This is a genomic window from Nocardioides sp. NPDC006273, from assembly GCF_040613495.1.
GTDB lineage: Bacteria > Actinomycetota > Actinomycetes > Propionibacteriales > Nocardioidaceae > Nocardioides.
The window spans coordinates 1-22,489 of sequence record NZ_JBEXSD010000012.1 but is presented as its reverse complement, the minus strand read 5'-3'; the positions used below and the strand labels follow the sequence as shown (position 1 = coordinate 22,489).

The 22,489-nt window shown below is 68.6% G+C and carries 21 protein-coding genes and 1 tRNA gene; 1 reads left to right on the top strand and 21 read right to left on the bottom strand.

Annotated elements, in window-relative coordinates; genetic code table 11:
- Nucleotides 1–12 precede the first annotated feature (12 nt).
- The 15 genes from ABZZ22_RS07575 to ABZZ22_RS07505 form a co-directional block, all read right to left on the bottom strand.
- Nucleotides 13–1,386: an L-serine ammonia-lyase gene (locus tag ABZZ22_RS07575; protein WP_354928730.1), complete on the bottom strand. Its 1,374-nt coding sequence runs from the start codon at nt 1,384–1,386 to the stop codon at nt 13–15.
- Nucleotides 1,386–2,042: a sarcosine oxidase subunit gamma family protein gene (locus tag ABZZ22_RS07570; protein WP_354928727.1), complete on the bottom strand. Its 657-nt coding sequence runs from the start codon at nt 2,040–2,042 to the stop codon at nt 1,386–1,388. Before ABZZ22_RS07570 ends, ABZZ22_RS07575 begins: the two co-directional genes overlap by 1 nt.
- A complete protein-coding gene (locus tag ABZZ22_RS07565; RefSeq protein WP_354928724.1) occupies nt 2,035–4,944 on the bottom strand; it encodes a 2Fe-2S iron-sulfur cluster-binding protein in 2,910 nt (969 codons plus the stop codon). The genes ABZZ22_RS07570 and ABZZ22_RS07565 overlap by 8 nt, the downstream gene beginning before the upstream one ends.
- The gene (locus ABZZ22_RS07560; RefSeq protein ID WP_292653169.1) at nt 4,941–5,231 is read right to left on the bottom strand and encodes a sarcosine oxidase subunit delta; all 291 of its coding nucleotides are present in this window, start codon (nt 5,229–5,231) and stop codon (nt 4,941–4,943) included. Before ABZZ22_RS07560 ends, ABZZ22_RS07565 begins: the two co-directional genes overlap by 4 nt.
- 12 nt (nt 5,232–5,243) lie before the next feature.
- Nucleotides 5,244–6,461, bottom strand: a complete 1,218-nt coding sequence (locus ABZZ22_RS07555) for a sarcosine oxidase subunit beta family protein (RefSeq protein ID WP_354928721.1) — start codon at nt 6,459–6,461, stop codon at nt 5,244–5,246.
- Nucleotides 6,461–7,756 (bottom strand): serine hydroxymethyltransferase, encoded by a 1,296-nt coding sequence (gene glyA, locus ABZZ22_RS07550; protein ID WP_354928718.1) that lies wholly within the window; start codon nt 7,754–7,756, stop codon nt 6,461–6,463. Before glyA ends, ABZZ22_RS07555 begins: the two co-directional genes overlap by 1 nt.
- A 113-nt stretch (nt 7,757–7,869) precedes the next feature.
- A complete protein-coding gene (locus ABZZ22_RS07545) occupies nt 7,870–10,374 on the bottom strand; it encodes an FAD-dependent oxidoreductase (RefSeq protein ID WP_354928715.1) in 2,505 nt (834 codons plus the stop codon).
- A 40-nt stretch (nt 10,375–10,414) separates the two neighbouring features.
- Nucleotides 10,415–11,317: a formyltetrahydrofolate deformylase gene (purU, locus tag ABZZ22_RS07540; protein ID WP_354928712.1), complete on the bottom strand. Its 903-nt coding sequence runs from the start codon at nt 11,315–11,317 to the stop codon at nt 10,415–10,417.
- A gap of 179 nt (nt 11,318–11,496) precedes the next feature.
- The gene (locus ABZZ22_RS07535) at nt 11,497–12,573 is read right to left on the bottom strand and encodes a hypothetical protein (RefSeq protein ID WP_354928709.1); all 1,077 of its coding nucleotides are present in this window, start codon (nt 12,571–12,573) and stop codon (nt 11,497–11,499) included.
- A 271-nt stretch (nt 12,574–12,844) separates the two neighbouring features.
- A tRNA-Ala gene (locus ABZZ22_RS07530) sits at nt 12,845–12,917 on the bottom strand.
- A 63-nt stretch (nt 12,918–12,980) separates the two neighbouring features.
- On the bottom strand, nt 12,981–13,610 hold the full coding sequence (locus ABZZ22_RS07525) for a histidine phosphatase family protein (RefSeq protein ID WP_354928706.1): 630 nt from the start codon (nt 13,608–13,610) through the stop codon (nt 12,981–12,983).
- 21 nt (nt 13,611–13,631) lie between these two features.
- Nucleotides 13,632–14,006: a ribosome silencing factor gene (rsfS, locus tag ABZZ22_RS07520; RefSeq protein ID WP_292650844.1), complete on the bottom strand. Its 375-nt coding sequence runs from the start codon at nt 14,004–14,006 to the stop codon at nt 13,632–13,634.
- Nucleotides 14,003–14,680 (bottom strand): nicotinate-nucleotide adenylyltransferase, encoded by a 678-nt coding sequence (nadD, locus tag ABZZ22_RS07515; RefSeq protein WP_354928702.1) that lies wholly within the window; start codon nt 14,678–14,680, stop codon nt 14,003–14,005. Before nadD ends, rsfS begins: the two co-directional genes overlap by 4 nt.
- An 11-nt stretch (nt 14,681–14,691) precedes the next feature.
- Nucleotides 14,692–14,853 (bottom strand): hypothetical protein, encoded by a 162-nt coding sequence (locus ABZZ22_RS07510; protein ID WP_292650848.1) that lies wholly within the window; start codon nt 14,851–14,853, stop codon nt 14,692–14,694.
- A gap of 43 nt (nt 14,854–14,896) precedes the next feature.
- A complete protein-coding gene (locus ABZZ22_RS07505) occupies nt 14,897–16,147 on the bottom strand; it encodes a glutamate-5-semialdehyde dehydrogenase (RefSeq protein WP_354928699.1) in 1,251 nt (416 codons plus the stop codon).
- 177 nt (nt 16,148–16,324) lie between these two features.
- Here ABZZ22_RS07505 and ABZZ22_RS07500 point away from each other — a divergent pair, with 177 nt between their 5' ends.
- A complete protein-coding gene (locus ABZZ22_RS07500) occupies nt 16,325–16,492 on the top strand; it encodes a hypothetical protein (protein WP_354928696.1) in 168 nt (55 codons plus the stop codon).
- A 201-nt stretch (nt 16,493–16,693) separates the two neighbouring features.
- Here ABZZ22_RS07500 and ABZZ22_RS07495 read toward each other — a convergent pair whose 3' ends face one another.
- From ABZZ22_RS07495 to ABZZ22_RS07470, 6 genes are all read right to left on the bottom strand, one after another.
- Entirely contained in the window at nt 16,694–17,599 is a 906-nt protein-coding gene (locus tag ABZZ22_RS07495; RefSeq protein ID WP_354928693.1) for a phosphotransferase, read from the bottom strand.
- A 24-nt stretch (nt 17,600–17,623) separates the two neighbouring features.
- On the bottom strand, nt 17,624–18,910 hold the full coding sequence (locus ABZZ22_RS07490; RefSeq protein ID WP_354928690.1) for a phospholipase D-like domain-containing protein: 1,287 nt from the start codon (nt 18,908–18,910) through the stop codon (nt 17,624–17,626).
- 234 nt (nt 18,911–19,144) lie between these two features.
- Complete coding sequence (locus ABZZ22_RS07485) at nt 19,145–20,098, bottom strand: electron transfer flavoprotein subunit alpha/FixB family protein (RefSeq protein ID WP_354928687.1); 954 nt, start codon at nt 20,096–20,098, stop codon at nt 19,145–19,147.
- A gap of 22 nt (nt 20,099–20,120) precedes the next feature.
- Complete coding sequence (locus tag ABZZ22_RS07480) at nt 20,121–20,921, bottom strand: electron transfer flavoprotein subunit beta/FixA family protein (RefSeq protein WP_354928684.1); 801 nt, start codon at nt 20,919–20,921, stop codon at nt 20,121–20,123.
- A gap of 110 nt (nt 20,922–21,031) precedes the next feature.
- Nucleotides 21,032–21,367 carry a hypothetical protein gene (locus ABZZ22_RS07475; RefSeq protein ID WP_354928681.1) on the bottom strand — a complete coding sequence of 112 codons (336 nt, stop codon included), beginning with the start codon at nt 21,365–21,367 and terminating at the stop codon, nt 21,032–21,034.
- A gap of 5 nt (nt 21,368–21,372) precedes the next feature.
- The gene (locus ABZZ22_RS07470; protein WP_354928678.1) at nt 21,373–22,152 is read right to left on the bottom strand and encodes an enoyl-CoA hydratase-related protein; all 780 of its coding nucleotides are present in this window, start codon (nt 22,150–22,152) and stop codon (nt 21,373–21,375) included.
- Nucleotides 22,153–22,489: the final 337 nt, after the last annotated feature.

Sequence of the window (22,489 nt, the reverse complement as noted above, 5' to 3'; positions counted from 1 at the left end):
TTCGGCCCGACGTCAGCATTCGATGACGTTGACAGCGAGGCCTCCGCGGGAGGTCTCCTTGTACTTGATCTTCATGTCGGCCCCGGTCTCGCGCATGGTCTTGATCGCGGCGTCGAGAGAGACACGGTGGCTGCCGTCGCCGCGGGCGGCGATGCGGGCAGCGTTGATGGCCTTGTTGCTGGCGATGGCGTTGCGCTCGATGCACGGGATCTGCACCAGCCCACCCACCGGGTCGCAGGTGAGGCCGAGGTTGTGCTCGATCCCGATCTCGGCCGCGTTCTCCACCTGCTCGGGGCTGCCGCCCAGCACCTCGCACAGAGCGCCGGCCGCCATCGCGCAGGCCGAGCCGACCTCGCCCTGACAGCCGACCTCGGCGCCGGAGATGGACGCGTTGATCTTGAACAGGATCCCGACCGCGGCGGCCGCGAGGAGGAACCTCACGATCCCGTCCTCGTCCGCGCTGGGCACGAACTTCTCGTAGTAGTGGAGAACGGCCGGGACGATGCCCGCCGCGCCGTTGGTCGGCGCGGTCACGATCCGCCCGCCCGAGGCGTTCTCCTCGTTGACGGCGAGGGCGAAGAGGTTGACCCAGTCCATCGCCCTGAGCGGGTCGGTGTCGTCGGTGACGGCGTGGAGGTGGGTGTAGAGACCCGGGGCGCGTCGAGGGACCTTCAGCCCGCCGGGCAGCGTGGGCTCGGTGCGGGTGCAGCCGTTGTGCACGCACTCCTGCATCACCGACCAGATGTGCAGCAGCTCGGCGCGTACCTCGTCCTCGGTGCGCCACGCCAGCTCGTTGGCCATCATCACGTCGCTGATCCGCTTGCCTGATCGGGCGCAGGTCGCGAGCAGCTCCGCTCCGGTGGTGAAGGGATACGGGATCGGGGTCGCGTCCGCGACGATCCGGTCGGCGCCGGCCGCGGTCTCGTCCACGACGAAGCCGCCTCCGACCGAGTAGTAGGTGCTTTCCAGGAGCGTCGCTCCGGTGGCTTCGAACGCTCGGAAGATCATGCCGTTCGGGTGCGCGGGCAGGGTCTTGGTGCGATGCATCACCACGTCGTCGGCATCGAACTCGATCTCCCGCCCACCACCGAGTCGCAGCCGACGAGCCGCCCGCACCTCGGCCACGCGAGCGTCGGCGTTGTCCGTGTCGACGGTCTCGGGACGGTTGCCCTCGAGACCGAGGACGACCGCCTTGTCGGAGCCGTGGCCGTGGCCGGTGGCGCCGAGGGACCCGAACAGCTCCACCTGGACCCGGGCGACCCCGTCGAGCAGCGAGCCTTCCTTCAGGGCGTCGGTGAACTGCACCGCCGCGCGCATCGGGCCGACCGTATGGGACGACGACGGCCCGATGCCGACGGAGAACATGTCGAACACGCTCAGTGCCATCAGCCGGATCCCAAGCGACGGATCGAGCTTGTCGAGATCACCTTGAACTCGGCCATGGCGTCGATCAGCCAGCGGCCCAGGAAGTCTGCGTACGAGGCACGCGGAAGGATCCGGTACGACTCGTTCTCGACCTTCCAGAGCAGGACCGGGACACGTCCGATGCTGGTGGCGACGGCGGTGCCGGGCGAGAAGGCCCGGGGATGGAGGTCGAGCGGGCAGCCCTTCTCGAGCACCGCCCGCGCCGACGGGCCCTCGAGCCGGAGGGTGGTCCGGTTGGCCGACAAGTCGAGGACCGCGGAATCACCGGCTGCGGCCCCCGCGCGCAGGTAGGACACCAGGGTGGAGCCGCCCACACTCTGGGAGATGACCAGATACTCGTCGGGCGAGAGCCACAGGACGGTCACGTCGTGGCCGATGGCGACCTCGCCGCAACGGGCCGGCAGCTCGGTGCCGAGGACCTTGGCCAGGCGATCCCGGTCCGGCGAGCCGATCGGCACGCGCAGACCCACCATGGTGAGGAACTGCTCCTCGCGCACCCGCACCCCCCGGGCTCCCGAGACGCCGGCCGCGACGAAGTCGCCGTGGAGATGCTGGGCTGGGCTGACGCGCAGATCATGGATCGTCTTGTCGAGCGGCTCGATCGTGGTCTCAACCATCGCGGCGGCTTCCTTCCGGGTCGTAGAGGACGGTTTCAGCGACGACGACGTCGACCATTCGGTCTCCGACCGGCGCGACGAGGGACTGGCCGATGCGGTTGCGGCCATCCTTGATGAGTGCCAGGGCGAACGAGCACCCGAGCGCGGCGCTGTGGTAGCTCGAGGTCACATGCCCGAGCATCGGCACCGGTCCGTCAGCAGGAGTGATCGGCGTACCGGCCGCGACCAGCTGGGTGCCCTCGGGCAGCCTGAAGGTCTTGTCGACCGGCAGCACCGAGACGAGGTGCTTGCGGTCGGTGCGGGCGGTGTCGTCCCGGCTGTAGGACCGCTTTCCGACGAAGTCCTTCACCTTGGAGACGATCCACTCCATGCCCGCGTCCTGAGGGGTGACCGTGCCGTCGGTGTCCTGGCCGACGATCGGGTAGCCCTTCTCCGCGCGGAGCACGTGCATGGTCTCGGTGCCGTACGGGGTGATCGACCATTCCTGGCCGGCGGCGTGGATCTCCTCCCACACCCGCCGACCGAACCAGGTCTCGACGTTGACCTCGAAGGCGAGCTCTCCGGAGAACGAGATCCGGCACACCCGCGCCGGGACGCCCGAGGCGAGCGTCGTCTCGCGGAAGCTCATGAAGGGGAACGCCTCGTTGCTGGCATCGAGCTCCGGTGCGATCTTGGCGATCACCTCGCGCGACTTCGGGCCGACGACGGCGACGGTGGCCCACTGCTCGGTCACCGAGGTGAAGCTGACGTCCAGGGCCGGCCACTCGGTCTGATGCCACTCCTCGAGCCAGTCGAGGACCTTGGCGGCGCCGCCGGTGGTCGTGGTCATGAAGTAGCGGCCCTCGTCGAGGCGGAGCGTGACACCGTCGTCGAGGATCATCCCGTCGGGCGTGCACATGACGCCGTAGCGCGCAGAGCCGGGGGCGAGCTTCTTGAAGCCGTTGGTGTAGATCCGGTTCAGGAACTCACCGGCGTCACTCCCCCACACCTCGATCTTGCCCAGGGTGGTCGCGTCCATCATGCCGACCGACTCGCGGACCGCGGCGCACTCACGGAGCACGGCCTCGTCCAGCGACTCGCCGTTCCGCGGGTAGTACCAGGGCCGCAGCCACTGGCCAACGATCTCCATCTCGGCACCTTGCGCGACGTGCCAGGGGTGGATCGACGTCAGCCGGGCCGGGTCGAAGAGGTCTCCCCGCTCGCGGCCCGCGAGCGCGACGAACGGGACCGGAGCGTACGGCGCACGGTACGTGGTCGTGCCGATCTCACCGGGGCTGCGACCGTCGTTGAGCGCGGCCGCGATGACCCCGATCGCGTTGACGCCGGAGGTCTTGCCCTGGTCGTTGGCGGTGCTGATGGAGGTGTAGCGCTTGATGTGCTCGACGCTGCGCATCCCGGCGCCGGTCGCACGCAGTACGTCGTGCACCGTCTGATCGCGCTGGAGGTCGACGAAGTGGTCGACCAGGTCGTCGAGCGGGACGCCGTGCTCGGCCGCGAGCCAGAGGCTGCGGGTCGTACCGCTGGCCCTCGCCGCGGGAAGTGGCTCGATCGGCGCCTCCAGCTCACCGACGAAGCCGGCGGCGAGCAGAGCCGTCGAGGCAGCGTGCCGACCCTCGGCGAGGCACGCCTCGAGCGGGTAGCTGCCGCGGGCCGATCCCGCGATCTGCTGGCCGGGGACCTCCCCCACGGGGACGAAGCCGGCCAGGTCCTCGTCCCAGTGGACCTTTCCCTGCCGCTGGCTGTGCAGGTGCACGACGGGGCTCCAGCCTCCGGCGACGGCGACCACGTCGCAGGCGACGTCTCGCCTCTCTCCGACCGCGACGCCGTCGGCATCGATGGCCGACACCGTCGCGGCGGTGACCCGAGGGTCGCCGTCGGTGTCGAGGACGGCAGAGCCGAGGATGACCTCGATGCCTGCCGCCTCGGCCCGGCGGGCGGTTTCGGACTGCTCGGCGCGGGAGTCGACGACGGCCGCCACGGTGACTCCGGCCGCCGTCAGGTCGGCGGCGACGTCGTAGGCGCTGTCGTTCGTGGTGGCGAGCAGGATCCTGGCCCCTGCGGCGACGCCGTACCTGTTGAGGTAGGTGCGGACCGCGGAGGCGAGCATCACGCCGGGCCGGTCGTTGTTGGCGAACACGAGGGGACGCTCGTGAGCGCCGGTCGCGACGACGACCTGCTGGGCCCGGATGTGCCACAGGCGCTGTCGCGACAGGCCCCTGAGCTCCTCCTTGGCGGGGGCGTCGAGATGGTCGAGCCGGCTCTCGAGCGCGATCACGTAGTTGGAGTCGTAGCTGCCGAAGGCGTTGGTCCGGCTGAGGACCGTGACCTCGGGTGCGGCCGCGAGCTCCTCGGTGACACCGCGCAGCCAGACGTCGCTGTCGACGCCGTCGATGCTGACGTCGCGGGTGGAGAGCAGGGCGCCGCCGAGCTCGGGCTGGTCGTCGATGAGGATGACGCGGGCACCGGATGCGGCGGCGGTCCTCGCGGCGGCGAGCCCGGTCGGGCCGGCACCGATGACGAGCACATCGGCGTGGACGTACAACTTGTCATAGATCGCGGTGTCGTCGGCGGGGTCGAGCTCGCCGAGGCCGCTGAGGTAGTGAGCCTCGAGCCCGTCGACGAGCTCGACGGTCGTGGCGGGAAGCATCGACTCGGTGACCGAGTCACCGGGACGACTCAGCTTGACCAACGCGTTGGGCTCCTCGACCCCGGCGGCGAGGACGCCGCGGGGGCGCTGCCGGTACAGCGACGGCCCGCACTCGAGCACGCCGTTGGCGAGCAGCGCCGAGGCGAGGGTGTCACCGGCGTGGCCGGCGTACTCCTGGCCGTCGACATGGAAGGTGAGGCGGGTGGATCGGTCGATCCGGCCGCCGTCTGGGAGGCGTTGCGACGTCGTGCTCACTGCGGGTCTCCATCCAGAGTGGGGCGCGGTTCGCCGGTGCGGTAGACGGCGGCGATGCGGTAGGTGACGGTGTCACGAAGAACGTTGAACCACTTGCGGCAGCCGGAGCTGTGGACCCAGCGCTCGGCGAAGATGCCCTTGGTGTTCTCGCGGTAGAACAGGTAGCGACCCCACTCCTCGTCGCTGAGCGTGTTCGGGTCCTCCGGGTACGGGACGTGGGCCTGTCCGCCGTAGTGAAACTCGGTCTCGTCACGCGACCCGCAGTTGGGGCAGCTGATGAGGATCATCGTCAGCTCCTTTCAGTGGGCCACGGCGGCTGCGCCGTGCTCGTCGATGAGGGCGCCGGTGCTGAACCGCTCCAGCGCGAACGGGGCGTTGTACTCGTGCGGCTCGTCGTGGGCGATCGTGTGCGCCATCGTCCAGCCGGCACCGGGGGTGCCCTTGAAGCCACCGGTGCCCCAGCCGCAGTTCACGTAGAGCTGGTCGATCGGCGTCTTGCTCACGACTGGGGAGGCGTCCGGGGTGACATCGACGATGCCGCCCCAGGTACGCAGCAGGTGGGCTCGGGCGAAGATCGGGAACAGCTCGACGGCCGCTGCCATCTGCTCCTCGATCACGTGGAACCCGCCACGCTGGCCGTAGCCGTTGTAGGAGTCGACGCCGGCGCCCATGACCAGCTCGCCCTTGTGGGCCTGGGAGACGTAGACGTGGACGTGGTTCGACATGACCACCGTGGGGTGGACTGGCTGGTGGAGCTCGGAGACGAGCGCCTGGAGCGGGTGCGACTGGATCGGCAGGTCGAAGCCGGCCATCTCGGCGAGGACGCTGGAGTGCCCGGCCGCGCACAGCGCGACCTTTCCGGCCGCGATGGTGCCGCGGCTCGTCCGGACGCCGGTCACCCGGTTGCCGTCCTTGACGATACCGGTGACCTCGCAGTCCTGGATGAGGTCGACACCGAGCTCGTCGGCCTTCCGCGCGAACGCCCAGGCGACGTGGTCGTGCTTGGCGATGCCCGCGCGCGGCTGGTAGGTCGCACCCATGACCGGGTAGCGGATGTTGTCGCTGGTGTTGATGATCGGGCAGACCTCCTTCACCTGGTCGGGGTCGAGCCACTCGGCGTCGACCCCGTTGAGGCGGTTGGCCTCGCAGCGGCGCACCGAGTCGCGGACGTCCTGCAGCGTGTGGGCGAGGTTGAGCACGCCGCGCTGGCTGAAGAGGAAGTCGTAGTCGAGCTCCTCGGGGAGCACCTCCCACTGCTTGAGGGAGTGCTCGTAGATCGCCGCGGACTCGTCCCACAGGTAGTTGGACCTGATGATCGTCGTGTTCCGGGCCATGTTGCCGCCCGCGAGCCAACCACGCTCGAGCACGGCGACGTTCGTGATGCCATGGTTCTTCGCGAGGTAGTACGCCGTCGCGAGACCGTGTCCGCCGCCGCCGATGATGACGACGTCGTAGGAGGACTTGGGCTCCGGGTTGCGCCAGAGGAAGTCGGGGTGCTCGGGCAGGAGGTCCGCCATCACACGGCTCCGTTCGACTCGATGAGGTGGGGGTAGAGCGGGTGCTTCTCGGCGAGGACGGTCACCCGGCTGCGCAGGACATCGGCCGTCTCCTCGGTGAAGTCGTCCTTCAGCGCGGCCGCGATGATGTCGGCCACCTCGCTGAAGTCGCTGTCGCCGAACCCGCGCGTGGCCAGGGCAGGCGTGCCGATTCGCAGGCCGGAGGAGACCATCGGCGGGCGCGGGTCGAACGGGACCGCGTTGCGGTTGACCGTGATGCCGATCCGGTGGAGCCGGTCCTCGCCGTCCTGGCCGTTCAGCTCGGAGTCGCGCAGGTCGACCAGCACGAGATGTACGTCCGTGCCGCCGCTGACCACCGAGACACCCGCGGCCGCGACGTCGTCGGCGAGCAGACGCTCGGCGATGATGCGGGCACCGCGCAGCGTACGCTCCTGGCGCTCGCGGAACTCAGGCTCCGCGGCGACCTTGAACGCGACCGCCTTGCCGGCGATGACGTGCTCGAGCGGCCCACCCTGCTGACCGGGGAAGACCGCGGAGTTGATCTTCTTGGCGATGGCGGGGTCGTTGGTCAGGATGACTCCCCCACGCGGGCCACCCAGGGTCTTGTGCGTCGTCGAGGTGACGACGTCGGCGAACGGCACCGGGTTCGGGTGCAGGCCGGTCGCGACCAGGCCGGCGAAGTGCGCCATGTCGACCATGAGCCGGGCGCCGACCAGATCCGCGATCCGCCGGAACTCCGCGAAGTCCAGCTGGCGAGGGTAGGCGGACCAGCCCGCGACGATCAGCTTCGGCCGGTGCTCGAGGGCGAGACGCTCGACCTCGGCCATGTCGATCAGGAAGTCCTCGCGGCTGACCTCGTACGGAACGACCTGGTAGAGGCGTCCGGAGAAGTTGATCTTCATGCCGTGGGTGAGGTGGCCGCCGTGGGCGAGCGAGAGGCCGAGGATGGTGTCACCGGGCTCGAGGAGAGCGAACATCGTCGCGGCGTTGGCCTGGGCGCCCGAGTGCGGCTGCACGTTGGCGTACTCCGCGGAGAAGAGCGCCTTGAGACGGTCGATGGCGAGCTGCTCGATCACGTCGACGTGCTCGCAGCCGCCGTAGTAGCGGCGGCCGGGGTAGCCCTCGGCGTACTTGTTGGTGAGGACCGACCCCTGCGCCTCCATCACCGCGGCAGGAGCGAAGTTCTCCGAGGCGATCATCTCCAGCGTCGTCTGCTGGCGGCTCAGCTCGGCGTCGATCTGCTCGCTGACCTCGGGGTCGAGGGTCGCGAGCGAGGCGGTCAAGACGTCAACCACGGTGAACTCCTGAACTCTTGAAGTACGATTGATATATCAATTGATGATCAACAGTATGCTTGCTGGTGAAGATGGCTGTCAACGGCCTCTGGACCCGATCCCGACGAGGCCGGTCAGCCGCGCAGACGGCTCATCGCGGGGTCGAAGAGCGGCTCAGGTGTGACCGTCGCCGGGATCCGCTGACCGAAGTACTCGATCTCGACCTGGTCGCCCTCGCCGATCTCCGCCGGCAGGTAGGCGTAGGCGATCGGCTTGCCGATCGTGAACCCGTACGCCGCGCTCGTGACGTACCCGACGGCGGTGTCGCCCGACAGCACGGGCTCCTTGCCGAGCACCATGGACTTGCCGTCGTCGACGGTGAGGCAGCGAAGCCGGCGAGCCGAGGTCTCCACCGAGCGGCCCTCGAGCGCAGCCTTGCCCACGAAGTCCTCCTTGGCGGTCTTCACCGCGAACCCGACGCCTGCTTCGTACGGGTCGTGCTCGGTGGTCATGTCGGCACCCCAGGACCGGTAGCCCTTCTCCAGCCGCAGCGCGCCGAACGCGGCGCGGCCGGCGGCGATGACACCGTGCTCCTGGCCGGCGTCCCACAGGACGTCCCACAGCTTCTGGCCGTTCTCGGCGGAGGCGTAGATCTCCCAGCCGAGCTCTCCGACGTAGGACAGCCGCAGGGCAGTGACCGGGATCCCGCCGATGGTGGCCCGCTTGCCGCGGAAGTACTTCAGACCGTCGTTGGTGAAGTCGTCCGCGCTGACCTTGGCGATCAGGTCCCTGGCCAGCGGCCCCCACAGGCCGATGCAGCAGGTGCCGCCGGTGGTGTCCCGGACATGCGCGGCGAGGGCGGGGTCCTCGGCCCGCAGCTTGCGGGCCTCCCGGCGGAGGTACGCCAGGTCGACCGTCCCGTTGGCACCGACCTGGTAGAGCTCGTCCTCGAGACGGGCGACGGTGATGTCGCTCTTGATCCCACCCTGCTCGTCGAGGAACAGGGTGTAGGTCACCGCACCGGGCTTCTTGGCCACGTCCCCGGTGGTGAGCCGCTGCAGCAGCGTCTCGGCACCAGGACCGGAGACCTCGAGGCGGCGCAGCGGCGTCATGTCGTACATGGCGACCGCGGTGCGGGTCTTCCATGCCTCGACGGCCGCGATCGGCGAGTGGTAGCGGGCGGACCAGTCGTCGCGCGTCGGCGCCTTCCACTCCTCCGGCAGCTGGTCCAGCAGGGCCGCGTTGGCCTCGTACCAGTGCGGCCTCTCCCACGTCCCCGCCTCGAGGAAGAAGGCGCCGAGCTCGACCTGGCGTGCGTGGAACGGGCTGACCCGGATGTCGCGGGGTGACTCCTTGGGCTGCAGCGGGTGCAGGATGTCGTAGATCTCGACGAAGTTCTGCTGCGAGGTCTCGCTGACGTACGCCGGGGCGAGCTGGGTCTCCTCGAAGCGGTTGAGCTCGCAGTCGGCGAGGTCGTACTCCGAGCGGCCGGTCGTCAGCACCTCGGCCACCGCCCGGGCGACGCCGGCGGAGTGGGTGACCCAGACGGCCTCGGCGACCCAGAAGCCGTCGACGTCGCGGGACTCACCGACGAGCGACCCCCCGTCCGGGGTGAACGAGAAGATGCCGTTGAACGACGACTCCGCGATCTCGGTCTCCTGCAGGCACGGGAGCAGCTTGCGGCACTCGTCCCACGGACCCTTGAAGTCCTCGGGCGTGAAGTCGAGCCGGGAGGGCATGTTGTCGTGGTCGACGTGCTCCGGGGTCGGGCCGAGGTCGGAGGCGACGTACGGCATCGGCTTGTGGGCGTACGAACCGATCCCGTACGCCTCCCCCCACTCCCGGAAGTAGAGGTCCTGGTCCTGGTGGCGCAGGATCGGCAGGGTCGCGCCGTCGGCCTGCTTGTGCTTGCCGCTCAGGACCGGCACCGGCGTGGTCTTGACGAACTGATGGGCGAGCGGGATGAGCGGCACGTCGGTGCCCGCCATCGCGCCCACCTCGACGCCCCAGAACCCGGCGCACGAGACGACGATGTCGGCCTCGACGACTCCGCCGGTGGTCTCCACGCCGGTGACACGGCCGCCCTCCTGGAGGACACCGGTCACCGCCGTGTGCTCGAGGTAGGTGACGCCGGCCGCCCGCGTACGCTCGATGAGGATGTCGACGGCACGAGCCGCCCGAGCCAGACCGTCGGTGGGGATGTGCAGCGCCGCGAGGACCTGCGACTCGTCCAGATGCGGATAGAGGTCCTTGCACTCAGCCGCGCCGATGACCCGGGCGTCGATCCCCCAGGACTTCGCGTAGCCGAGCTTGCGGTAGAGCTCGGCGACGCGAGCCTCGGTGGTCGCCACCTCGAGGCCACCGACCTGGTTGAAGCAGCTCACGCCGTCCTTCTCCAGGGACAGGAACTTCTCGACGGTGTACTTGGCGAACAAGGTCATCGTCTTCGACGGGTTGATCTGGAAGACGAGACCGGGAGCATGCGAGGTCGAGCCGCCGGGCAGGCTGAGCGGGCCCTGCTCGATGACCGTGACGTCGGACCACCCGCGCGACACGAGTTCGTCCGCGAGGTTCGTGCCGACGATGCCGGCGCCGATGATGACTGTGCGGGGCGAGACGGTGCTGCGGGAGGATGGCATGAGCAACTCCTGAGATTTCCGGGTGGTTCTGGGTGGGTGGTCAGCGGAACACGACGGTGCTGGAGCCGTGCATGAGGACACGGTGCTCGCAGTGCCAGCGGACAGCACGCGAGAGCGCGAGGCACTCGGCGTCCTGTCCGACGTTGGCCAGCGCCTGCGGGGTGTAGGAGTGGTCGACCCGGTTGACCTCCTGCTCGATGATGGGCCCCTCATCGAGGTCGGCGGTGACGTAGTGAGCGGTGGCACCGACGAGCTTCACACCACGCGCGTGCGCCTGGTGGTAGGGCTTGGCCCCCTTGAAGCCGGGCAGGAACGAGTGGTGGATGTTGATCGCGCGCCCCTCGAGCTGGCGGCACAGGCCGTCCGAGAGGATCTGCATGTAGCGGGCGAGCACCACCAGGTCGATGTCGTACGCCTCGACCAGATCCAGCATGCGCTGCTCGGCCTGCGGCTTGGTCTCCGGCGTGACCGGGAGGTGGATGAACTCCAGGCCGGCCGCCTCCGCCATCGGGCGGAGATCTTCGTGGTTGGAGGCGACGACCGCGATCTCCGCACCCAGCGTCCCACCACGCCACCGGAAGATGAGGTCGTTGAGACAGTGGCCGAACTTGGAGACCATCACCAGCAGCCGCGGCTTGCGCTCGTCGTGGAAGGTGAACGACATCCCGAACCGATCCGCGATCGGCCCGAACTCGGCGGTGAGCTCATCGACACCGGCCCCGCCGACAGCGGCGAACTCGGTCCGGAGGAAGAACAGCTCCCCCATCCGGTCGTCGTGCTGCTGGTGCTCGAGGATGTCGAACCCACGCTCGTACAGGAAGCTGGTGACCGCCTGCATGATCCCCGGGCGCTCCTGGCATGAGAGCGTGAGCACGTTGGTCGTCGCGGTGGAGGCGGTCGCCATCGGCGCAACAACGGTCGAGCTGGGCGGGCTGATGGTCATGCTGGGCTCCTGGGTGAGTAATGATACACGACTCATATATCAGAATGAGCGTAAGACGACCCTCCGCCCGCAGTCAAGGGTCCGAGCGAGCCGGAACGTGGCTCGACGCCGTCAGCAGCGGGATTCCCGCTGCCGACGGCGTCGAGCAGATCTCACACGTCGTTTCTCAGGACCTCGACTCAGAGGATCCGTCGCCGAACCGCTGTACGCAGCCGACGTACACGGGTGCTGCGCTTCTCGGGCCGCCCAACGGCCAGGTCACGTTCAGCGACGGTCTTCCAGCGTTGGATGGCGAGCTCGGCCATGGCACCGAGGGCGACGTCGAGGACGTCGCGGTCATTGGGCTCGACGGGGCCGACGGCGAGGTCCTCGGGGCAGACCAGGTCAGCCTCGTCGCCAACGATGCGAACACCCGAACGCCTCAGCTCGACCAGTTGGCGCCGGGTGACCTCGACGCACCACGGGGCCGCCTCGGCGGGCAGCCGAACCGGCGTGCGGCCGCTGTCTGCCATCAGGCTCTCGCGCACGATCCAGCCGCGCACGGCCTTGCGATAGAACGGCCGCTTCGGCACCTGCCGGCGGGAGAGCTCGAGGTTGAGCCGGCGCACCATCTCGGCCTGGCCCAGCGACAGCGAGCGGTTGGCGACCGCCTCGCCCGGCGCTTTGCTCAACGTGGATGGGTCGATACCGACCTCCGCACAGAACAGGTCGACGATGCCTAGGCCGTCGACGGGCGGTGACGGGGTGGCGATCACGACGACGTCATCGGTCCGCTCGCTCCAGCGGGAGACGATGTCGGGCAGGTAGTGACAGGCCCAGAACCCCGGTTCGCCGGGGCTTCCGTGACGGGTGGCCGCGATGTACTCCTGCAAGGTCGCGGTGCCGCGTTCCTTCACGGTCTGCTGCCACTCCGAGGGAATCGCGAGACCCCAGTGACGGGCGGTGATGAGCACCTTGACCTCGTAGCCGAGCCCTTGGATGGCCGCCACGATCTGCGAGGCCAGCCACTGCGGCAGCTCGGCCAGGGCCTCCAACGAGATGATCTGCCGTTCGGGACCGAGCTTCAGGACACGTACGAGACGGCCGACGGCCTCCTCCTGCAGTTCGCGCCGGCCGGAGACGAGGTCGGCGATCACCTCGGTCATCCCGTGCGGCGTCGCACGCAGCGCGACCGACTGCTCCGCCAAAGCCGCACTGGAGCCGCGCAGCAGGCCCTGCAGCGAGGTCGTACCGCTCTTGCGGGTTCCGATGTGCACGAACACCACACCATTCATCGGCGGAACACCGACCCACGCTCGCGATCGTCCAGGGCGGGCAAGTCACCGCTGCGAGGGATGAGGTTCTCGGGTTCACGGAGGGCTCGGCACACGAGGAAAGACCCTGAGGCTCGAACATTGAGGCCTCTTGGCAGTTTCTTTGCAGTTTCATGTCAGATCCAGGCCCAGATCCATGCGAACCAAATGCGGAAAAGGCCATGTTCTCGAACCCTTCTCAGAGTTCAGAACATGGCCCTGACCGGCATTTCGGTGGAGGTGAGGGGACTCGAACCCCTGACCCTCTGCATGCCATGCAGATGCGCTACCAGCTGCGCCACACCCCCGTGGCGTTGTCCCGGTCGATCACCCCGGGCAACGAGAAGAACATTAGCGGAATCAGTTTGCGATCACGAAATCGGGGTGCCCACTCCGTACGTCGCGAGGCGCCATGGCGCTGACGGAATGAGTCCATGAGTGGACTCTCGGGCAACGAGCTCGATCCAGGCGCAGTTCGTCAGCGGCGCGAGGGTGGTGACGACGGACGGCTCCCAGCCGAGGAAGGCGGCCAGACCCTGGCGGATGGCGCCGCCGTGGGCGACGACCACGACGGTCTCGCCGGGCTCGACGGTCTCGGCGACGTCGTGGAGCGCGGCGCTGAAGCGCGCCGCCACGGTGGGCCACGACTCCCCGCCGTAGGGCTCCCAGCTGGCCGGCATCTCACCGAAGCGCTCGTGGATCTGGGCGCGGTTCATCCCCTCGGCCTCCCCCGCGCAGACCTCACGCAGGCGCGGGTCGTACGCAGCCTCGCGGCCGGTCTCCTCGGCGACGTGGGCAGCGGTCTGGCGTGCCCGCATCAGGTCGGAGGAGACGAGCCGGGTCACGGCGTACGTCGTCGCGAGCGTGCGAGCGGCGGCCTTGGCCTGCTGATGGCCGGTCTCGACGAGCTCGATGTCGGTCTGGCCCTGGTAGCGACCGTCGGCGTTCCAGCCGGTGACGCCGTGGCGGAGCAGGATGAGGCGACGGGGTTCCGCAGGCACAGCTGGCTCGCCCACCTGACCTCAGTCCTCGGAGACGACGTCGGCGGGCAGCGAGATGGCGGGGCAGTCACGCCAGAGCCGCTCGAGGGCGTAGAACTGGCGCTCCTCCTCGTGCTGGACGTGCACGACGATCTCGCCGTAGTCGAGCAGCACCCAGCGCCCCTCCTTGTGACCCTCACGCCGCAGCGGCTTGGAGCCGAGGTCGCGCAGCTTGAGCTCGACCTCGTCGACGATCGACTGCACCTGCCGTTCGTTGGGGGCGGAGGCCAGCAGGAAGGTGTCGGTGATCGCCAGCTGGTCGCTGACGTCGAAGGCGAGGATGTGTCCAGCCTTCTTCTCCGAGGCCGCGCGGGCGGCCGTGATGGTGAGCTCGAGAGCGTGCTCGGTCGCGGTCATGGGCCATCCTTGTAATGGGGATTCTTGAGGTGGGGAGTGGGTCGGTAGAGGTCGTGCTTGCCGATGTACTGCACCACGCCGTCTGGGACGAGATACCAGACCGGCTCGCCGCGGTGACGCCGATCGCGGCAGTCGGAGGAGGAGATCGCCAGAGCCGGGATCTCGAGCATGGTGATCCGGTCGGCGGGGATCTTCGAGATGACCTCGGGATCCATCGCGTAGCCCGGACGCGTGCACCCCACGAACTGGGCGAGCTCGAAGAGCTCGTCGGTGTCGCGCCAGGTGAAGATCTCGGCGAGCGCGTCGGCCCCGGTGATGAAGTAGAGCTCGGCGTCCGGCAGCGCCTTGGCGAGATCGCGCAGGGTGTCGATGGTGTAGGTCCGGCCGGCGCGTTCGATGTCGACCCGGCTGACGGTGAAGCGCGGGTTGGCGGCGGTCGCGATGACCGTCATCAGGTAGCGGTGCTCGGCCGGGGAGACGTTCCGGTCGGCCTTCTGCCACGGGTCGCCGGTGGGCACGAAGACGACCTCGTCGAGGTCGAAGAACGACTGCACCTCGGAGGCCGCCACCAGGTGGCCGTGGTGGATGGGATCGAAGGTGCCGCCCATCACCCCGACACGGCGCTTGCCGGTCAGACCCTCCAGACCTGGCTCGGGCGCTCCCCCGCTGCCCATCTGATCAGCGCTCAGGAGTGCTCACGGCCACCGGCGAACCAGACCAGAGCCATCAGCGCGAAGAACAGGATGGCCAGGGTCACCCCACCGATGACCCACTCGATGCCGGAGGTGCCGTGCTCGGCCCCGTGCTCAGCGGAGGTGATGATGCTCGACAGAACGGAGTTCGACATGGGCGACAGATTACCTTGTGACCGCTCGAGTAGCCGCTTCGGACTAGCGTAGATGTCCGTCGCCGGTGACCACGTACTTCGTCGAGGTCATCTCGGGCAGGCCCATCGGGCCGCGAGCGTGCAGCTTCTGGGTCGAGATCCCGATCTCCGCACCGAAGCCGAACTCGCCGCCGTCGGTGAACCGCGTCGAGGCGTTGACCATGACCGCAGCGGAGTCGACCGCGGCCGTGAACCGCCGAGCGGCGCCCAGGTCGTCGGTGACGATCGCCTCGGTGTGACCGCTCGACCAGCGCCGGATGTGCTGGACGGCAGCGTCGAGGGAAGGTACGACCGCGGCACTGATCTTCAGCGCCAGGAACTCGGCCGCGTAGTCCTCCTCGGTGACCGGCTCGACCAGGTCGTAGGTCTGGAAGGCCTCGTCTCCGTGGATCTGGACGCCGCGCTCCTGGAGCGCGGGGATCACCTTGGGCAGGAACTCCTCGGCGATGTCGGCGTGCACGAGCAGCGACTCGGCGGAGTTGCACACGCTGGTGCGCTGGGTCTTGGAGTTGATGACGATCGCGAGCGCCTTGTCGAGATCCGCGGCCTTGTCGACGTAGACGTGCACGTTGCCCACCCCGGTCTCGATGACCGGCACGGTGGACTCCTCGACGACGCTGCGGATCAGGCCGGCGCCACCGCGCGGGATGAGCACGTCGACCAGTCCACGGGCGCGCATCAGGGCCTTGACCGAGTCGTGGCCCTCACCGGGCACGACCTGGATCACGTCGGCCGGGAGACCGACCGAGACCACGGCGTCGCGGAGCACGGCGACGATCGCCACGTTGCTGGCCGCGATGTTGGAGGAACCACGCAGCAGCGCCGCGTTGCCGGACTTGAGGCAGATCCCGGCAGCGTCGACGGTGACGTTGGGGCGTGCCTCGTAGATCATCCCGACGACGCCGAAGGGGACCCGCACCTGCCGCAGCTCGAGACCGTTGGCGAGGGTGCTGCCGCGGACGACATCTCCCACCGGGTCCGGAAGAGCGGCGAGCTCGCGGAGCGCGGCGGCGATGCCATCGAGGCGCTCCTGGGTCAGGGTGAGGCGGTCGACGATGTTGGCCGGGCTGTCGGACGCCTCGGCACGGGCCACGTCGGCCGCATTGGCCGTCAGCACCTCGTCGGCTCGGTCGAGCAGGGCGTCGGCCATCGCGTGCAGCGCCGCGTCCTTCACACTGCGCGGCGCGACCGCGAGCTCGTAGCTCGCCTCTCGTGCCTTCGCCGCCACCTCACGGATCACTGCCTCTGCACTCATGTACGAAGCCTATGTCGTCGGCCGTACGCAGCCACCACCCTTTCGCCGTGCGGACCGCACGGACAGAGTCAGTCCTCGCCGCCCAACCCCAGCAGCTCGCCCAGGCTTTCGAGCGGGCCGCGCGGACTCTCGGACGGTTTCGCCGTCGCCATCGGCTCACCGCTCGCAGATGCGGACGTGGACGCGGAGGGCCGCAGCTTCCGCGACGGCTTCGCCGGCTTCGACTCGCTGGGATCGCCCGCCGGCCGGGCACCTGGCGAGGCCTCGAGCCGCTCCTTCTTCCCGGCCGGGCTCGCCGGTGCCGATGCGATCGCCGCGGGCTCGGACTCGTTCATCGCCGGATAGTCCACCGGTGGCTGGTAGGACCTCCTGACGAACGCGATCCCTGACATCGCACCGGCGAAGAGCGCCGACAGCACCAACGCCGAGATCCAGGGCGTCCAGCTACGCCACCAACCTCCGGCAGGGCCTCGGGCCCCGTCGAGCTCACTCGCTCCCACAACCATCCCCCAGGTCGCGCCGGCACCGTCCGGCGCGCTCCGAAGCCTAGCCTCGATCCGAGCCCTCTGGGGCGATGTGGACATCACCGGATCGCGCGATCTCGAGGAGGAGATCGTGCGCCCGGGCGGCCACCGGATTGTCGGTACGCCGCGCGCCGAGCTCCACCAGCGCAACCAGGTCCGCGGAGCGCGCCAGATCGAGGGCTTCCGAGGTGCTGCCACCGCGCGCCGAGACGTAGCCCTCCAGCACCCCCGCGACGTACGCCTCCTGCCGGTCGAACCGCAGCAGATTGCCGAGATCGGCATACGGGGGTCCGGCATGGGCGAACTCCCAGTCGACGACCGCACGCACGCTCAGCGTCTCCGGATCGAGGATGAGGTTCTTCGGGTTGAGGTCGCTGTGCACCAGGCTCACCCTGGTGACCGCGTCGAGCAGGGACTGGGCGTCGGCGGCAACGTCGCGCAGACCCTCAAGGTCCGCCGGTGACCAGTCGAGTCGATCCGCGTACGACTCGACCCAGTCAGTCAGGTCCAACGCATGCGCCTCGACCCTCAGCTCCTTGTCGGCGAAGGTCCCGGCGGTCAGGAACGGCATCCCGGCCAGGGTCGCCGCGATCTCCCCGAGCTCTCGTCCGAGCCGACGCTGCTGCTCCTCGTTCAGGTCAGGAACCAGCAGGTCGCCGCGTACGCCGTCGACGAACGCGGTCACCAGCAGTGCGGGTGTGCCCATGTCGAGGTCCGCGCGGCGGACCTCCAAGACCTCCGGGACCGGGAGGAGGCCCCGCACCAGACGGTGCAGGGCCTCTTGGATCTCCGCGGCCTGCGGTGGATGGCGCGGATCGGCGAAGACCCGCACCACCGACCGCTCACCACCGGTTTCCGCCAGGAACGTCTCTCCCGACCAGCCGCCGTCGAGCGGCTGGATGCCTCCATCGAGTTCACCGAAGCTCACCCGTGGAGGCTAGCGGCCAACCGGTCAGGCGCAGGGACGACGCTTCGGCTGGCTGTAGATCTTGTGGGTCGCGTTCGAGCTGTTCCACATCCTCTTGAACCGGTCGGTGTAGGCGTTGTAGTAGCTCTTCGAGGTGAACCGGAAGGTGACCTCGTCGTTGCTGAACGACGGCGGCGACCAGTTCTCCGAGCCGGTCCAGACGCTGAACGTGCCGCGGCCGCCGAAAGAACCGTTGACGCTCATCCACTTGTAGTGGGAGTAGCACCGCGAGCCGTAGACGATGTTGTCGCCGCCGGTCGACTTCTTCTGGCCCCAGTCCCACGCGGCGTCGCGCGCCGGGATGCCGACCCGCCTGAGCTTTCGATAGACAGGCGCGCTGGTGACCGAGCCGATCACCCGGACCACGCAGCCACGCTTCTTCAGCCGGACGACCTCGTCGGCGATCCGCTCGCCGCGGCGGCCGTACCACGCGTACATGTGGACTCGCAGGATCGTCTTGCCCTTGGTGCCGTAGCCCGTGGGCGCCCGGCAACCGACCCGGCGCAGCCGGTCGATCACCCTGTCGCCGGAGCCGCGGGCGTAGACCTCTTCGCTGGTCGCCCCAGGGCGCGTGCGCTGGAACCCGACGGAGGTCCCGCCACCGGACCACGAGACGTAGCGCGGCGTGGCCTTCCTGTCGGCCTTGAGCTCGTTGAACATCCGCAGCCAGGTCCGCCACAGGCTGGTGCTGGCGTAGATCGTCTGGCCGTCGTTCCACTGGGATCCGGCCGCGCCGCCACCGAGGTTGCCGGAGCTGTTGATCACGATGTTGCGCTTGGAGCCGACCTGGGTGAAGGAGTGGATCTTGATGTGCAGGTTGCCCTTGGTGTATCCACGGCAGGCACCGGCGCATCCGTAGATGAAGCTCGGCCGGTGGCGCTTGGTGCCGAGGCGCGCGGCCAGCTTCTTCTCGCCGCTGCTCCACATCTTCCGGTTGACCAGGATCTGCACGTGAACACCGCGCTTGTGGGCGGCGATCAGCTGGTCGACGGTGTCGGCACGGTCCAGGTTGTAGGTGACGAACCGGATGTAGGAGCCCCGCACCGAGTGCCGGATGCTGGTGTTGATCCGATTGACGACGGCGTTGCGCTGCGCGTAGTTGCCTGTCGGGTTGTTGAAGAACGGTCCCGGCGGCGGCGACCAGGGCGCCGCGGTCGCTGGTGTCGAGACCACCGACATCGTCGCCATCACCAGCGCTGCCACGCATCCCGCCACAGCCGAGGCGATCGATATCTTCCGGGTCGTCTTCGACCTCAGCAAATTGACCCACATGGGCCCGGACTATACCCAGCGACGTATGGCCCGCGCGACAATTCGCCGGACCCGATACCAAACAGTAAAGAACCCGCCTCCGAGCGGCTGCTCGGAGGCGGGTTTTCAGGACGTCTCACGCGAAGTGAAACACGTAGCTCACCGTCGGTCTCGACCCGCGGTCACAGCCTCGCAAGCTCGGCTGTGCGCTCGCTCGACCCCTTCGCGTTCGCCCGGCGCGAGCGCCGGGCGAGCTCAGGCCTTCGCGGCCTTCACCGCGTCGGTGACGGCCGGGAGGACGGTGTGCAGGTCGCCCACCACACCGAAGTCGACGAGCTCGAAGATCGGGGCCTCCTCGTCCTTGTTGACCGCGACGATGGTCTTCGAGGTCTGCATACCGGCGCGGTGCTGGATCGCGCCGGAGATCCCGTTGGCCACGTAGAGCTGCGGGGAGACGGTCTTGCCGGTCTGGCCGACCTGGAAGGTGTGCGGCATCCAGCCGGAGTCGACCGCGGCACGCGAGGCGCCGACGGCGGCACCGAGCGCGTCGGCGAGGCCCTCGACGGCGGAGAAGTCGCCGCCGGTGCCACGACCACCGGAGACCACGATCGCGGCCTCGGTGAGCTCGGGGCGACCCGAGGCCTTACGCGGCTGGGAGGCCACGATCTGGGCGGTCTTGGCGGCGTCGGAGATGGTCACCTCGAACGGGGTGACCGCGGCGGCGCCGGCCTTCTCGACCGGAGCGGCCGAGTTGGGCTTGACCGTGATGATCGGGGTGCCCTTGGTGACCTTGCCCTTGACCGTGAAGTTTCCGGCGAAGACCGACTGGGTCGCCACGCCGGACTCGTCGAGGTCGACGGCGTCGGTGATCAGACCGGAGTCGAGCTTGATCGCCAGACGTCCGGCGACCTCCTTGTTCTCCGCGGAGGAGGGCAGCAGGATCGCCGCCGGGGAGGCGGTGCCGGCCAGCTGCGCGAGCGCCTCGGCCTTCGGGGCCACCAGGTAGCCCTTGATCTGGGCGTCGTCGATGACGTACACCTTCTCGGCGCCGTAGCCCTTCACGGCCTCCGCGGCACCAGCAGCGCCGCCGGCGTCACCGATGTAGACCGCGGACGGCTCGCCGAGCTTGGCGGCCAGGGTGAGCAGCTCGTAGGTCGGCTTCTTGACCTGACCACCCACGTGGTCGATGAGAACGAGAACTTCAGCCATGATTCAGAATCCTTTCTCGGCCTCAGATGAACTTCTTGGACACGAGGAACTCGGCCAGCGCCTTGGCGCCAGAGCCGTCCTCGTCGGTGACGATCTCACCGGCGGTACGCGGCGGGCGGGCCGCCGTCTCCTCGACCGCGGTGTACGCGGCACCGAGACCCACCTGACCGGCGTCGACACCGAGATCGGCCAGCGACCAGGTCTCCAGCGGCTTCTTCTTGGCCGCCATGATGCCCTTGAACGACGGGTAGCGGGCCTCGCCCGACTGGTCGGTCACCGAGAGGACCAGCGGCAGCGTGCCACCGATGACCTCGGTGGCGACGTCGCCGTCACGCTTGATGCGGATCTGGTCGCCCTGGGTCTCGACGACCGAGGCCAGGGTGACCTGCGGCAGGCCGAGGCGCTCGGCGAGCATCGCCGGGACGACGCTCATGCTGGCGTCGGTCGAGGCCAGACCGCCGACCACCAGGTCGACCTTGGTCTCGGCGCCGATCTTCTCGATCGCCTTGGCGAGCACGAGCGAGGTGGCGATGGAGTCGGAGCCGGCGATCGCGTCGTCGACGACGTGGACGCCCTTGTCGGCGCCCATCTGCAGCGCCTTGCGCACAGCAGCCTCGGCGGCCTCGGGACCCACGGTCAGCGCGGTGACGGAGATCTCCTCACCGTCGCGCTTCTCCTTGATCTGCAACGACTGCTCGACCGCATACTCATCGAGCTCGGAGAGCAGACCGTCGACGTTCACGCGGTCGACGGTGAAGTCGTCCTCGAACTGCCGGTCCGCGGTCGCGTCCGGTACGTACTTCACAAGCACAACAATGTTCATGATGGTGCGGCCTAGCCGGCCCCTCCTGAATGGTCGTAGTTCGCCAGCGATGTTACCCGTCAGTCACATAAGGATGACAGGTGCCTTCGAGTTGAGAATGTCACATGGGGTCAGGGCCGGATGAAACCAGCCACGATCCGGCCGACGATCAGCCAGGCCAGCGCACCGATGCCCCAGTTGAAGAGCGCGTTCTTGGTCGCTGCGTCCTCACCGCCGAACTGCTTGATGCCGTTCTCACGAGAGAACAGGCCGAGATCGGCAACGTCTGCCGCGTCGAGCACGAAGGCGACGAGCGTGTTGCTCTGGTTGGCGTCGAGCGCGATCAGAAGGGCACCGATCGCCAGCGCCAGGGCGGCGATCAGCGCGATCACCCAGACCGCCCTGGAGGCGTAGGACCGGACGGTCTTCACCACGGCAGGACCGGAGGATTTCTTGGTGTCGGACACGAGAGTCACTTCCCTTCGAAGTTGGCTTTGCCCGGACCGTTCTCCAGAAACGATCCCATCCCGATCTGGGAGTCCTGCGTCGCGAACACGCCGGCGAACTGCTGCTGCTCGATGGCCAGCCCGGTGGCGAGGTCCACCCCGAGCCCCTTGTCGATCGCCGTCTTCGCCGCCGCCAGAGCGTAGGGCGCCGCCTTCTTGTACTGGCTCGCCCACGCGAGCGCCTCCTCGTAGACAGAGGCCGCCGGCACCAGCCGGTCGGCCAAGCCGATAGCAAGCGCCTCGTCTGCTTTGACGAAGCGGCCCGAGAAGATCAGATCCTTGGCCTTGGACGGCCCGACCAGTCGCGCCAGCCGCTGGGTGCCCCCGGCACCGGGGATGATGCCGAGCAGCACCTCCGGCTGACCGAAGGTGGCGTCGTCGGCGGCGATCCGGAAGTCGGCGGCGAGCGCCAGCTCGCAGCCCCCGCCCAGCGCGTAGCCGGTCACCGCGGCCACCACCGGCTTGGGGATCTCCGCGACCGCTGTCACCGCGGCCTGCACACCCGCGACCCGCTTGGCCATCTCGGAGTAGGAGAGGCCGGCCATCTCCTTGACATCGTTGCCGGCGGCGAACAGCCTCTCCCCGCCGTAGACGACCACCGCGCGTACGTCGTCGTCGCCCGCCGCCTCGGTCGCGACCTCGAGCAGCTCAGCCTGCACCTGGAAGCTGATCGCGTTCATCTTGGGCCGGTCTAGTCGGATCGTGCCGACGCCGTCCTCGACGGTCAGGTTGACGAAGTCACCCATCGTGGCGCTCCCTGTCTGTAAAAGGCGGTTACATGTGACCGGAACCCTATCGGGTGCCTTCCACCCAGCGTGCGCCTGTTCGCGGTTCAGGCGTTACCTGTGCCGCGTAACCCCTGGTCACCGGAGGGGCGTTCTGGCCGATATGACCGAAACATGTTCCAGTTTGGCGGCCGAGGACAGGTCTCGGTGGGCTGTGGCGCATGGGTTGGGGCCGCCGCGGATTTCGGGTTGGGTGCGGGCTAGGGGCCCAGGGTTGGCCGGTCCTGCCAGGGGAGGGTCTGCGGGGCGCTGCGCTAGACGATGACACCTTGTGAATCGTTCACGAGGGATAGCGCCC

What these genes read in the sequence shown, in the direction of transcription:
- ABZZ22_RS07480 (WP_354928684.1), bottom strand. Translation starts at nt 20,921, where the DNA reads ATGAACATTGTTGTGCTTGTGAAGTACGTACCGGACGCGACCGCGGAC.
- ABZZ22_RS07545 (WP_354928715.1), bottom strand. Translation starts at nt 10,374, where the DNA reads ATGCCATCCTCCCGCAGCACCGTCTCGCCCCGCACAGTCATCATCGGC.
- ABZZ22_RS07510 (WP_292650848.1), bottom strand. Translation starts at nt 14,853, where the DNA reads ATGTCGAACTCCGTTCTGTCGAGCATCATCACCTCCGCTGAGCACGGG.
- nadD (WP_354928702.1), bottom strand. Translation starts at nt 14,680, where the DNA reads ATGGGCAGCGGGGGAGCGCCCGAGCCAGGTCTGGAGGGTCTGACCGGC.
- ABZZ22_RS07560 (WP_292653169.1), bottom strand. Translation starts at nt 5,231, where the DNA reads ATGATCCTCATCAGCTGCCCCAACTGCGGGTCGCGTGACGAGACCGAG.
- ABZZ22_RS07470 (WP_354928678.1), bottom strand. Translation starts at nt 22,152, where the DNA reads ATGGGTGACTTCGTCAACCTGACCGTCGAGGACGGCGTCGGCACGATC.
- rsfS (WP_292650844.1), bottom strand. Translation starts at nt 14,006, where the DNA reads ATGACCGCGACCGAGCACGCTCTCGAGCTCACCATCACGGCCGCCCGC.
- ABZZ22_RS07555 (WP_354928721.1), bottom strand. Translation starts at nt 6,461, where the DNA reads ATGGCGGACCTCCTGCCCGAGCACCCCGACTTCCTCTGGCGCAACCCG.
- purU (WP_354928712.1), bottom strand. Translation starts at nt 11,317, where the DNA reads ATGACCATCAGCCCGCCCAGCTCGACCGTTGTTGCGCCGATGGCGACC.
- ABZZ22_RS07575 (WP_354928730.1), bottom strand. Translation starts at nt 1,386, where the DNA reads ATGGCACTGAGCGTGTTCGACATGTTCTCCGTCGGCATCGGGCCGTCG.
- ABZZ22_RS07485 (WP_354928687.1), bottom strand. Translation starts at nt 20,098, where the DNA reads ATGGCTGAAGTTCTCGTTCTCATCGACCACGTGGGTGGTCAGGTCAAG.
- ABZZ22_RS07570 (WP_354928727.1), bottom strand. Translation starts at nt 2,042, where the DNA reads ATGGTTGAGACCACGATCGAGCCGCTCGACAAGACGATCCATGATCTG.
- ABZZ22_RS07490 (WP_354928690.1), bottom strand. Translation starts at nt 18,910, where the DNA reads ATGTGGGTCAATTTGCTGAGGTCGAAGACGACCCGGAAGATATCGATC.
- ABZZ22_RS07505 (WP_354928699.1), bottom strand. Translation starts at nt 16,147, where the DNA reads ATGAGTGCAGAGGCAGTGATCCGTGAGGTGGCGGCGAAGGCACGAGAG.